5 protein-coding genes and 2 rRNA genes are annotated in these 13,176 nt (G+C 54.5%); 2 read left to right on the plus strand and 5 right to left on the minus strand.

Translation table 11 applies throughout. The features are described 5' to 3' along the window. Positions 1 to 37: 37 nt before the first annotated feature. Complete coding sequence (locus ZBT109_RS10835; RefSeq protein ID WP_027705837.1) at positions 38 to 982, plus strand: LysR family transcriptional regulator; 945 nt, start codon at positions 38 to 40, stop codon at positions 980 to 982. A gap of 33 nt (positions 983 to 1,015) precedes the next feature. On the opposite strand, the gene ZBT109_RS10840 is transcribed toward ZBT109_RS10835, so the two are convergent. Genes ZBT109_RS10840 through ZBT109_RS10850 form a run of 3 tightly spaced genes read right to left on the minus strand, consistent with a single transcriptional unit; the run spans position 1,016 to position 8,453 of the window. After that, positions 1,016 to 4,135 carry an efflux RND transporter permease subunit gene (locus ZBT109_RS10840; protein ID WP_027705836.1) on the minus strand — a complete coding sequence of 1,040 codons (3,120 nt, stop codon included), beginning with the start codon at positions 4,133 to 4,135 and terminating at the stop codon, positions 1,016 to 1,018. Then, entirely contained in the window at positions 4,132 to 7,263 is a 3,132-nt protein-coding gene (locus ZBT109_RS10845; RefSeq protein WP_027705835.1) for an efflux RND transporter permease subunit, read from the minus strand. Before ZBT109_RS10845 ends, ZBT109_RS10840 begins: the two co-directional genes overlap by 4 nt. After that, on the minus strand, positions 7,260 to 8,453 hold the full coding sequence (locus ZBT109_RS10850) for an efflux RND transporter periplasmic adaptor subunit (RefSeq protein ID WP_027705834.1): 1,194 nt from the start codon (positions 8,451 to 8,453) through the stop codon (positions 7,260 to 7,262). Before ZBT109_RS10850 ends, ZBT109_RS10845 begins: the two co-directional genes overlap by 4 nt. A gap of 969 nt (positions 8,454 to 9,422) precedes the next feature. Here ZBT109_RS10850 and ZBT109_RS13885 point away from each other — a divergent pair. Then, positions 9,423 to 9,572 (plus strand): hypothetical protein, encoded by a 150-nt coding sequence (locus ZBT109_RS13885; RefSeq protein WP_170144705.1) that lies wholly within the window; start codon positions 9,423 to 9,425, stop codon positions 9,570 to 9,572. A gap of 364 nt (positions 9,573 to 9,936) precedes the next feature. Here ZBT109_RS13885 and rrf read toward each other — a convergent pair. Together rrf and ZBT109_RS10865 are read right to left on the minus strand one after the other, a co-directional pair. Beyond that, a 5S ribosomal RNA gene (gene rrf, locus ZBT109_RS10860) occupies positions 9,937 to 10,052 on the minus strand. A gap of 123 nt (positions 10,053 to 10,175) precedes the next feature. Further along, positions 10,176 to 13,075, minus strand: a 23S ribosomal RNA gene (locus ZBT109_RS10865). Positions 13,076 to 13,176 lie beyond the last annotated feature (101 nt).

Genomic DNA, 13,176 nt, shown 5'->3' on the forward strand with positions numbered 1-13,176 from the left:
CTTTTACACGTCATAACGGCCAGGATAACGAGCGCTTATGAGCACAGCACGCCCCCAGAGGTTCAGTGGCTTAAAGGGCTACATCGACCGCAGAATGACCATCAAGCACCTTCGCATACTGACGGCTATTGCTCGCTACGGAAAACTGTCCGAAGCAGCACACAGCCTCAATACGACCACCTCCAACGTTTCGAAGACACTGAAGGAAATCGACGAATTCATTGGCGAGCGTTTATTCGTTCGTCATAACGGCATGTTCAAAGAAACCGAGCGTTCGCGGCACCTGCTCACACTGGCCAACGATATCTTTTCGGCCATGGATCGCACCAAGGAGCGACTTGATCAGCATCCACCGCTTCATCCCCATACCACGATCATGATCGGCTATTACCGCACGCTGATGAGCGGCCGCGCCCACACGCTATGGAACAAACTAGTGCTGACAGAGCGCTCGTCCAGCGTGATGCTGACACGTCTGTCTCCCAGCGACCTGCGCCATCAAGAGAACTCACGGCAAGATTTCGACATCATCCTGTCCAGCAGCGACCTGCGCCCTTTCCTGCATTTTCCGGAATGGCATCTCATCACGCGCCCGCTGCAGGATCTCGTCTTTATGACCAGTGAGCAGCATCGCACAGCTCCGCCGCGCAGCTTCTTTCTGCCGGCCTGCTCGGAAAGCGTCAACCAAGTACTGACGCACTACATCCACAAATACTTTCCCGATCACGAATCCATCAGCTATTACGATTCGCTTCACTCTATCCTCGAAGTACTGGAACATCCAGGCGCCTGCATCGCCGCAGAGCGGCTCGATAGCCAGCAGATAGCACAGTCGGTTCCTATCCGGGTGATCCAGTCCATGAATCACCACGGCCTGCACTATCAGGCCGCTCTCAATGTCGGGCTGCTTGAGCGCAAGGGTCTACTGGATGATATAGATGCACTGCTACGCGAGATCGCCATCGCCGAGCAGGGAAGCTGACATTTCCTTCCTGCCAGCGATGGCATTCGTTCATTACTGTGTAGGCCGGATGTGCAACCAAAGCCGTAGCAACCACTGCTCGAAGCGCGCCATGTACAGATAAATGACCGGCGTTGTGTAGAGTGTCAGTAACTGGCTGACCACTAACCCACCCGCAATAGCAATACCCAGCGGTCGCCGCAGATCCGCACTGCCGCCGCTTTCAAGCATCAACGGCAGCGCACCGCAGAACGCCGCCAGCGATGTCATCATAATGGGACGCAGACGCTGGCGGCAGGCTTCCGTAATCGCCCGCTCTTCCGAGATATGCTGCTGGCGACGATGCGCAAGGGCAAAGTCGACTAGCATGATCGCGTTCTTTTTGACGATCCCCATTAACAGCAGGATGCCGATAAAGCTGATCAGAGACAGCCGCGTTCCCGTAATATCGATCAACAACAGCGCGCCAAGCCCAGCAGAAGGCAGCGTTGAAAGAATCGTCAGTGGGTGAACCAGACTTTCATACAGAACGCCCAGCACGATGTACATCGTCAACAACGCCGCTACCAGCAACAAGGGCAACGCCGACGACGACTGCTGGAACATCTTCTGCGAACCACCGAAGCCCGACTTGATCTTGTCAGGCAGGCCTATCTTGGTCATGGTCTGCTGGATGTCATCCTGTACGTCATTGAGCGTAACACCGGGCACCAAGTTGAAGGCGATCACCATCGTCGCCATCTGATCCTCATGATCAACGGACGTCGCGGCACTCCCCGTTTCAATATGGGCGAATGCCGACAGCGGAATGCGTTGACCGTCATCGTTGATGACCGACAGCATATCCAGCACTTCAGGCTCTGCGGTCCATGCAGGCGCCAGGCCCATGATGACATGGTATTCATTCATCACTTCATGACGAGTGGCCACTTGGGTCTGCCCGAAGGCATTGCCAAGGAAGTCGTCGATGTCCGCCATATTGACGCCGTATCGCTCGGCTTGAGTACGGTCAACGATCAACCGTACTTCTCGTCCACGTGCGGTACTGTCGTTTTCAAACCCAGTCAGCGAAGGCAGTTTTCTCAATGCAGCATCGACCTTAGGCGTCCATTCACGCAGCAAGGCCAGATCATCGGATTGCAGAGTGAACTGGTATGCTGCGTTGGCACTGCGCCCCCCTGACATCAGGTCCTGCATAGAACGCAAGTTGAACTCGACGCCCGGTTTCAACTTGCTCAAGCGCGCCGTCAGACGCTGCACGACCTGATCCGCCGTCGCGTCACGCTCACTGATCGGCTTGAGCTGGATGATATAGCTGGCCGTATTGCGCGAACCAAAGCCCCCGCTACCCGTCGATGACACCACGTGTTCAATGGAGGGGTCCTTTCGCACCTCTTCATTGAACTGATTGACGATCGGGATCAGCGCCTGTGATGAGGTGGCCTGATCAGCACGCAGACGCCCCATCAGAACGCCGGTGTCCTGCGAGGGGAAGAATTCCTTCTCGACACGGGTCACGAAATAGCCCATCAACACAATGGTGCCCAGAAAACCACACAACACCAGACGGCGATGCTTTAAAGCCCAATCCAACGAACGCATATAGCCGTGGGTCATCCCCTGCCCCAAGCGCACCACCATGTCATGAAGACGCGCTAGAGTGCGCTGACGCGTATACAGCGGTTTCGAATGATCGGGATCCTTCAGCAAGCGCGCGCACAGCATCGGCGTCAGTGTTAACGACACCAACAGTGAGATGATCAAGGCGATGCAGAGGGTCATCGCAAACTCGCGGAACAGCTTACCGATCATGTCGGAGTTCAGCAGGATCGGCAGGAATACCGCTATCAGCGACAGGGTCATCGCCATGACGGTAAAGCCAATCTCGCGCGCGCCTTCGATGGCCGCCTGCAACCGCCCTTTGCCCATTTCGCGATGACGAATGACGTTTTCGAGCACCACGATGGCATCGTCGACCACGAACCCCGTGGCAATGATCATCGCCATGAGTGAGAGGTTGTCGAGACTGTACCCCAGCAGATAGGTGATGGCGCAGGTACCCACCAGCGACAGCGGCAACGTACAGGCGGGAATGAACACCGCCCGCCAGTTACGCAGAAAGAGATAGACGATGAAGACGACCAGTGCGATAGAAGCCAGCAGTGCTTCTTCGGTGGCGCGCAGCGATTCCTGCACGCCACCGGAACGATCCAACACTGTGTGGATCTGAACGCCTTCCGGCATCAAGGCCTTGAGCTGAGGCGTGAGCGCTTTGAGATGTTCGACAGTCTCAATGATGTTAGCCCCTGCTGCACGCGACGCGCCGATGATGACCGCCGGACGCCCGTTGTAGTAACCGTTGCTGTACAGCGTTTCCCCACCGTCATACACATGTGCCACATCGCCCAGACGCACGGCGGCACCGTCGTGCCACGCAACGATCACATCCCGCAGCTTCACCGCATCCACCTGCTGCGCATTGGTACTGATCCACCACTGGCGCTCATCACCCTGCAGTACGCCTACAGGCTTATCCGGCAGCGCATTGTTGATTGCACTCTTGACGGTGGTGAGTGCTATGCCTTGCTGTTCCAGCAGCAGCGGTTCGATATCAACTCTAATCCCGGGGGCGGCACCGCCATAAATCGACGTTCCTCCAACCCCATTGACCTGAGCCATCTTAGGCTGCAACACGCTGTTCACTAGGTCGTAGAGCTGAGGCTGCGTCATGATGTCGGATGTCAACGCCAGCATCATGATAGGAGCACCGCTCGGGTTCATCTTCTGATAGCTGGGACGCGAAGTCATACCGCTCGGCAGCAAGCTTTGGGCGGCGTTGAGTGCAGCCTGGACATCACGCGCGGCACTATCGACATCGCGATCCATATCAAACTGCATGATGATGCGCGTACTGCCTTGACTACTGGTCGAGGTCAGTTCGTTGACGCCAGATATCTTGCCCAGCGCGCGCTCCAGCGGAGCCGCTACAGACGACGACATCGTTTCAGGGCTGGCGCCAGACAGCGAAGCACGCACCATAATGACGGGGAAGTCGATCTGAGGCAGCGGCGACACCGGCATCAGAGAGAAGCCCAGCAGCCCCAGCAGCAGCACTGACAGGCTACTGAGGATGGTCAGGACGGGGCGAGTGATGAAGAGCGCTACGCCTTTCATTCGGCCTCCTGTTCAACGCGACGATAGCGTTGAGCGATCCGGTCGAAGAACAGATAGATCACAGGCGTTGTATAAAGCGTCAGCAACTGGCTCAGACTGAGACCACCGACGATGGCCAGCCCCAACGGACGGCGCAATTCACCACCGGTACCAGTGGCCAGCATCAAAGGCAAGGCACCGAACAGCGCTGCCAGCGTCGTCATCATAATGGGACGAAAACGCAGCAAGCAGGCACGGTGAATGGCCTCGTGCGCCGTCATACCCATATGACGTTCGCCCTCAAGAGCAAAGTCGACCAACATGATCGCATTCTTCTTCACGATCCCGATCAACAGAATCAACCCGATCAATGCAATCAGCGAGAAGTCGGTATCCGTGAACATCAGCGCAAGGAAAGCCCCGATGGCCGCCGAAGGCAACGTCGACAAAATCGTTAGCGGATGGATGAAGCTTTCATACAGCACACCCAGCACAACGTACATGGTCAGCACGGCCACCACGATCAACCACAGCATGTTATCGCTGATATGGCTGAAGGCCGACATGACCCCTTGATAGTTGAGCGATACGGTTTCCGGCAGACCGATATCCGTAGCCGCCGCACGAATCGCTGCCTGAGCATCTTCAAGCGAGTAGCCATCGGCCAGCGCAAACGATACCGTCACCGCGGGTAACTGATCCAAACGGGTGTACTGCTGATAGCCCACGCGCTGTTCGACCTTCACCAGCTGCGTCAGCGGCACCATAACGGTATTGCCGTTGGCATCCGTCGTACTGCCCGCCAGCCGAATATGTTCAAGGTCAGATGGCATTTGTCGATACGCTGACGCCACGCGCAGCACCACGCGATACTGGTTGGCTTGGGTGAAGATCGTCGAAATCAGGCGCTGCCCATAGGCATCGTAGAGAGCACTTTGAATATCAGCAACAGTGATGCCATAGCGTGCCGCCTGCGCACGATCAATGGTCAGCGCTAGCACAGGAGCACTGTTCTGCAGGTTATCGGTCACATCCAGAATGGCGGGCTGCTTCTGCAGTGCTTCGCGCAAGCGCGGCATCCACTGCGCCAGCGTTTCGCGCTGAACGGCGTCTAGCGTGAACTGATACGGCAGTGGTGTAGTGATCGCATCCACGCTCAGATCCTGGCCTGGTGCAAACCAGACCTTGACGCCCATCAGCTGATCATTCAGTGCGCGCAAGCGTGACGCCACCTGCTCGGCACTTTCACCGCGCTCGTCATAAGAGCGCAATGCAATCTGCAATCGCCCAGTGTTGAGCGACTCATTGGTACCGTCAACGCCAATGATTGAACTTACCGATTCCACCGCCGGGTCTTTCAACAATTGTGCGACCACACGCCCCTGACGACGCTCCATTTCAGCAAACGAGACGTCCTGTGGCGCCACCACTGTCGCACGGATCAACCCCGTATCCTGAGCAGGGAAAAAGCCTTTAGGAATGCTGACGTACATCAGCCCCGTCAAGACCACACACCCTACCGCAACGGCCAGCGTAGCTAGCTGGTGCCCAAACACCCATTGCAATGATCGGTCATAGACGGCCGTCAATCGCTCGAACTGTGCCATAGGCCAGTCAAGCAGTCGTCCCATGATGCCCTTGCGTGCCGTTTCATGGTGCGTGATCTCACGTTTGCGCAACAGCCAAGCACACAGCATGGGCGTCAACGTCAGCGAAACCACCATGGACACCAGAATGGCGACCGCCAGCGTGATGGAGAACTCCCGGAACAAGCGCCCAACAACGTCCCCCATGAACAGCAGAGGAATGAGCACGGCCACCAGCGAGAGCGTCAGAGAGATAATGGTGAAGCCGATCTGACCGGCCCCATTGATGGCGGCCTGCATGGGTGATTCACCCTCATCCTCCATGCGGCGCTGAATGTTCTCGACCATGACGATTGCATCATCGATAACAAACCCGGTTGCAATCGTCAGTGCCATTAACGTCAGGGTATTCAGGCTGAAGTCCGCAAGGTACATCACCCCAAATGTCACGATCAGCGACAGAGGCACTGCTACACCGGGGATCAGAGTGGCTCCCAATGTACGCAGGAAGACCAGACATACCACCACCACTAGCATGATGGACAGCAGCAGATCCACCTCGACATCGTGAATAGAAGAGCGAATGGTCTGAGTACGATCGTTAATCACATCAAGGTGAACGGACGCCGGCAGCGATGCCTGCAAGGAAGGCAACAGTGCTTTGACCCGGTCAACAACCTCAATCACATTGGCCCCAGGCTGGCGCTGAATATTTACCACGATGGCTTTCTGGCCATTGGCCCATGCTGACAGATATTCGTTCTCAGGCGCGCGCGCGAGTGTCGCCACGTCACCCAGTTTGAGAACGTTCTGATTTTCATACTTCAGCACGATATCCGCATAGTCGTCAGCACTCTGCAGCTGATCATTGGCTGCCAGCGTCATCGCATGCTCCGGCCCATCCAAACCACCCTTAGAGCCATTGACGTTGCTGTTGGACACAGCGGTACGCACATCTTCCATTGTCAGGCCATGAGCAGCCAACTTGACCGGATCAATCTGCACGCCGACAGAAGGACGCTGCCCTCCCTCAAGACTCACCAACCCTACTCCGCTGACCTGAGACAGTTTCAGCGCGATGCGGTTATTCAAGACATCCTGTACTTCGGTCAACGGCAGAGAAGATGACGTTGCGGCCAATGACAGCACTGCGGTGTCTGTCGGATTAACCTTGGTATACGTGGGGCGAGAAGGAAGATCGGAAGGAAGGTTAGCTTCGGCAGCATCTAGTGCACTCTGCACCTCCTGCTCTGCCGTATCCATTGACGTTTCAAGTGAGAACGTCAGCGTAATGACTGATGCTCCACCGCTACTGGTGGTGTACATCTGCGACAGTCCTGAAATCTGTCCCAGCTCACGCTCAAGGGGAGCCGTCACGGTCGTCGACATGACGTCTGGTCCCGCCCCCGGGTACTGCGTCACAATCTGCAACGTAGGATAATCGACCTGAGGCAGCGCCGAGACCGAGAGCAAGCGGTATGAGAAGCCCCCCAAGCACAGCGCTGCAAGGGTCAGCAGCAAGGTCGCTATCGGGCGACGGATAAAGAGCGTTGATACATTCATGCCTTTTTATCCTGCGCCTCAGGCTTGGCAACGGACTCATCACTCTGCTTAAGCGGCGATACCTTCACACCATCGCTCAAACGGTCGATGCCTTGGATAACAACGCGCTCGCCCGCCTGCACGCCAGAGTCAATGACGGTATACCCGTTGCTGACCGGCCCCGTAGCAATGCTGGCCTTACGAATATGATCACCATCGCCGATGACATAAACGAAGCTGCCGTCATCGTTCCACTGCACGGCCCCCGTCGGCACAACGATAGCGTTATGCAGCATGCCCAACTGCAGCGTTACGCTGACGGACTGATTGGGGTACAGCTGATTGTCTGTATTGGGTAGAAGAGCTTTCAGCTTGATGCTGCCGGTATTGATATCGATCTGGTTGCTGGCATAGCTTACAGCGCCCTGAGCCAGCACCGAACGCCCGAAGGCATCCATGACTTGAACCGGCATTGTTTTGCTGTCGCGCAGCATCCCCATGATCTGAGAGAGGTAGCGCTCAGGCACACTAAAGGTGAGCGCCATGGGCTGTGTCTGCGTGATAGTGACGATACCTGTCGTATCGCTAGAGTGCACCATGTTCCCCACATCGACCTGATGTAGGCCGGTATAGCCACTAATAGGGGCCACGATACGTCCAAAGCTGATGTTAAGCGCCGCTGCCGCAATCTGGGCTTGATCGCTTTTTATCGAGCCTTCGTATCCTTCGGAAGATGCACGCTGAGTATCCAGATCCTGCCGAGAAATGGCACCGTTCTGGAACAGCTGTTGATAGCGTTCGTACTTACGCTTCTCACTGCGCAGCTGAGCATTGTCCTTGGCGAGCTGCCCTTCATACTGCGCCTTTGTGGCCTGATAGGTGCGAGTATCAAGTTCGGCTAACAGCTGCCCCTCCTGAACATACTGCCCATCAGTGAAATGAAGTTTCATCAGCTGACCATCAATGCGGCTGGTTACCGTCACGGTTGCATTGGCACTCAGCGTACCTAAAGCCTTCACCTCAACAGGCATGTCTTTCAGGACCACCTCTTCATACAGCACCGAAATACTGCGCGCCGTCTTCTCTTCCTGCGGCCGGGACTTCCCGTAATGAAAATACCCGTATCCCCCGATAGCGAGAACGGCAATAACCAACACAACGCCAATGCGACCTTTGCGGCGCGGCGCAGAATGAGAAGACGTTTTGCTCACAAGCAACTCCGTACGATTTCTATGAACGGCATGATTTTTCAAAAGCCTCCGGCCTACAACGGGTTATCGGCCAAGGCGCACGACGCTTTCCCTAGGAAGGCACTTGCGATGCTTCACCACAGACCTCGCCACCGTGAAAACAGCAGCTTTACTCCATCACACCACTATGAAATTAATCATGACATACCCCGCCAATCGAAAGATGATCAACATCATGAAAGTGAAACGGAACGTCCCGTTGTTCTCGTAATCAACGTTGTAAAGGCGATTTTTTGACCAATCAGAAGACACCTAGTTTCATACCTTAGTCCCATCAAAAATAATTCGGCAAGCCAGATGCCAAGTTTCATTTTCGTAAGTAGCCATTTTTCAAAGGCATAACGATCCTACTCACGGACGTAATTTTTTGGGCCATTGAAAGATAACGGTATAATAATAAATGCTGCACCATCGAGGTACAAATATTGCCTTTGACGCGCCAGTAAAAACGCCATCTGACTGAGTTCATTCACACCAGTGCTTTATTTGATGCGGCTATAAAACTATAGGCCTGATAGAAACAGTTGTATTAAGAGCATGATAAAAGCAAGTCAGTTGAAAGAAAGGAAACAGCTTTAGATACAATGCTCGGGCGCACTCAACTGTAGTAATGAATTTACAGAAAGTGAATAAATATTAAGAAGATAAGGCTAAAAGGAGCACGAGTTCAGTAAATGTGGCACTACAGCCCAAGGTATTTTGGCTCAAGCCCCGAGCTTCTAATGGATCAGGTTCTTTGCAGCAGATAGCCTAGCTTACAGACACGCCGACATCAGAGACAACGAAGGAGGCATATCCTAACGCAGCAAGCTTTGAGTGATGCCACTCGCCATAAAGAGAAAAGATAAGAGTACGAAGCGAGGGCGTATTGAGGCGTTATGCCAAACGGAATCCATCAACAAACGGACCGTAAAGCAGCAGCGTGGCGCGTTGAAAGATATAAAAGTAAGCCTGCACATCGCAGAGGCCGTCGCCCAGCAAGCCGTTGAAGAGGGCGTGACCGAAGGCCGTGATAGTACGCCTTTGAAGGAACGCCTTGAGGCACACTTCTGGACCCCCGCGTACGCTTGCTACGGCTAGACGCTACCGTAGCGACTATCCTGGCGATAACCAAACACCCCGATGATGGCCTGAGTAGCGGATCATCGGGGTGTTTTCATGACAGCATCTAGTAGCTGTTGGCTGTTTGGGACAGATGAGCGATCGGCAGACGATGGAGCGGTGCGTAACTGAGGTGCCTGCCGTTTTTGGAGGCAGGGCCTTAGGGTTACGCTGCCGCCCTTCTTCTCTTGGTTCTAGTCACTCATCTGCGCTTCTTAGCCACGGACGGCTACGGGGGCGGGCACGGCCGTTATCACCCGCCTTCGGCCTTGGCCCCTCCCCCCCCAAAGCTCCCAAAGCAAATACCCCCGACCATTGCTGGCCGGGGGTATTCAGTAAAGATGCTTGACGATGACCTACTCTCACATGGGGAAGCCCCACACTACCATCGGCGCTGAGCGGTTTCACTTCTGAGTTCGGCATGGGATCAGGTGGTACCCGCTCGCTATGGTCGTCAAGCGTATTCGGTTCGGTCTCGATGCCTAGGGCACCGCAACCTAAATCTGTAAATCATGCTGGGCCGAGATCGTCTCGTCGCGTATCCGTTGTTTTCGGATCGTGTCTATAACCCTTTGGGGTTATATGGTCAAGCCTCACGGACCATTAGTACACGTTAGCTCAACGCATTGACTGCGCTTCCACACCGTGCCTATCAACCTCGTAGTCTTCGAGGGTCCTTTAGGGGGCTCAAGGCCCCAGGGAAGTCTCATCTTGAAGGGGGCTTCCCGCTTAGATGCTTTCAGCGGTTATCCCGTCCGAACATAGCTACCCGGCAATGCCACTGGCGTGACAACCGGAACACCAGAGGTTCGTCCACTCCGGTCCTCTCGTACTAGGAGCAGCTCTTCTCAAACTTCCAACGCCCACGGCAGATAGGGACCGAACTGTCTCACGACGTTCTAAACCCAGCTCGCGTACCACTTTAAATGGCGAACAGCCATACCCTTGGGACCGACTTCAGCCCCAGGATGTGATGAGCCGACATCGAGGTGCCAAACACCGCCGTCGATGTGAACTCTTGGGCGGTATCAGCCTGTTATCCCCGGAGTACCTTTTATCCGTTGAGCGATGGCCCTTCCATACAGAACCACCGGATCACTAGAACCTACTTTCGTACCTGCTCGACGTGTCTGTCTCGCAGTCAAGCACCCTTATGCTCTTGCACTCACTGCACGGTTTCCAACCGTACTGAGGGTACCTTCGTGCTCCTCCGTTACTCTTTGGGAGGAGACCGCCCCAGTCAAACTACCCACCACACACTGTCCTTCTACCGGATAACGGTAGCAAGTTAGAACGCCAATGATGTCAGGCTGGTATTTCAAGGTTGGCTCCACTGCAACTGGCGTCACAGTTTCAAAGCCTCCCAGCTATCCTACACAGACAACATCAGCATCCAGTGTGAAGCTATAGTAAAGGTTCACGGGGTCTTTCCGTCTAGCCGCGGGAACACTGCATCTTCACAGCGATTTCAATTTCACTGAGTCTCGGGTGGAGACAGTGTGGCCATCATTACGCCATTCGTGCAGGTCGGAACTTACCCGACAAGGAATTTCGCTACCTTAGGACCGTTATAGTTACGGCCGCCGTTTACCGGGGCTTCGATCAGGAGCTTCGGACGAGTCCTAACACCATCAATTAACCTTCCGGCACCGGGCAGGCGTCACACCCTATACGTCCGCTCACGCGTTAGCAGAGTGCTGTGTTTTTAATAAACAGTTGCAGCCACCTGGTATCTTCGACCGGTTGGGGCTCTGAGAGCGAGTCTCTTCACCTTACGCCGGCGCACCTTCTCCCGAAGTTACGGTGCCATTTTGCCTAGTTCCTTCACCCGAGTTCTCTCAAGCGCCTTGGTATTCTCTACCTGACCACCTGTGTCGGTTTGGGGTACGGTCACACAGTACCTGAAGCTTAGAGGTTTTTCCTGGAAGCGTGGCATCAATGACTTCCTGAGTCCGAGGAATCAGTTCGTCTCGTATCTCGACTTTAAGCAAGCGGATTTGCCTACTTGCTCAGCCTACATACTTTCACCAGGACAACCGTCGCCTGGCTCACCTAGCCTTCTCCGTCACCCCATCGCAGTACTGTCTGGTACAGGAATATTAACCTGTTTCCCATCGACTACGCCTTTCGGCCTCGCCTTAGGGGCCGACTCACTCTGCTCCGATTAACGTCGAACAGAAAACCTTGGTCTTCCGGCGAGGGAGGTTTTCACTCCCTTTATCGTTACTCATGTCAGCATTCGCACTTGTGATACCTCCAGCATGCCTTACAGCACACCTTCGCAGGCTTACACAACGCTCCTCTACCGCTCAACACTAAGGTGTTGAACCCGTAGCTTCGGTACTTGGTTTGAGCCCCGTTACATCTTCCGCGCAGGCCGACTCGACTAGTGAGCTATTACGCTTTCTTTAAAGGGTGGCTGCTTCTAAGCCAACCTCCTAGCTGTCTGAGCCTTCCCACATCGTTTCCCACTTAACCAAGATTTTGGGACCTTAGCTGACGGTCTGGGTTGTTTCCCTTTTCACGACGGACGTTAGCACCCGCCGTGTGTCTCCCATGCTGCACTCACCGGTATTCGGAGTTTGCCTCGGGTTGGTAAGTCGGGATGACCCCCTAGCCGAAACAGTGCTCTACCCCCGGCGGTGATACATGAGGCGCTACCTAAATAGCTTTCGAGGAGAACCAGCTATCTCCGAGCTTGATTAGCCTTTCACTCCGATCCACAAGTCATCCGAATCTTTTTCAACAGATCCCGGTTCGGTCCTCCAGTTGATGTTACTCAACCTTCAACCTGCTCATGGATAGATCGCCCGGTTTCGGGTCTATTCCCAGCAACTATGTCGCCCATTTAAGACTCGGTTTCCCTACGCCTCCCCTATACGGTTAAGCTCGCTACTGAGAATAAGTCGCTGACCCATTATACAAAAGGTACGCAGTCACAGAACAAGTCTGCTCCCACTGCTTGTACGCACACGGTTTCAGGATCTATTTCACTCCCCTCACTGGGGTTCTTTTCGCCTTTCCCTCACGGTACTGGTTCACTATCGGTCAGCCAGGAGTATTTAGCCTTGGAGGATGGTCCCCCCATGTTCAGTCAAAGTTTCACGTGCTCCGACCTACTCGATTTCACCTTAATTGCATTTTCGCGTACGGGGCTATCACCCACTATGGCGTGCATTTCCAAACACTTCCGCTAATACAACTAAGACTTAAGGGCTAGTCCCCGGTCGCTCGCCGCTACTGGGGGAATCTCGGTTGATTTCTTTTCCTCGGGGTACTTAGATGTTTCAGTTCTCCCGGTTTGCCTCCATACCCTATGTATTCAGGTAAGGATACCCGTCTTATGACGGGTGGGTTTCCCCATTCAGAGATCACCGGATCAAAGGTCATTTGCCACCTCCCCGATGCTTATCGCAGGCTATCACGTCTTTCATCGCCTCTGGCTGCCTAGGCATCCACCGTGTGCGCTTAATCGCTTGACCATATAACCCGAAAGAGTCATAGATCACGATTCAAACGAAAACAATTTTCGCCGGATACGCTTGAGACGTATCTCATTTGCCAATGTCACGGCCTATCGGAT

Source organism: Zymobacter palmae (genome assembly GCF_003610015.1).
In the GTDB taxonomy this organism is placed as follows: Bacteria; Pseudomonadota; Gammaproteobacteria; order Pseudomonadales; family Halomonadaceae; genus Zymobacter; species Zymobacter palmae.

Coding starts and splice junctions, on each gene's coding strand:
- ZBT109_RS10845 (WP_027705835.1), bottom strand. CDS start 7,263: ATGAATGTATCAACGCTCTTTATCCGTCGCCCGATAGCGACCTTGCTG.
- ZBT109_RS10835 (WP_027705837.1), top strand. CDS start 38: ATGAGCACAGCACGCCCCCAGAGGTTCAGTGGCTTAAAGGGCTACATC.
- ZBT109_RS10840 (WP_027705836.1), bottom strand. CDS start 4,135: ATGAAAGGCGTAGCGCTCTTCATCACTCGCCCCGTCCTGACCATCCTC.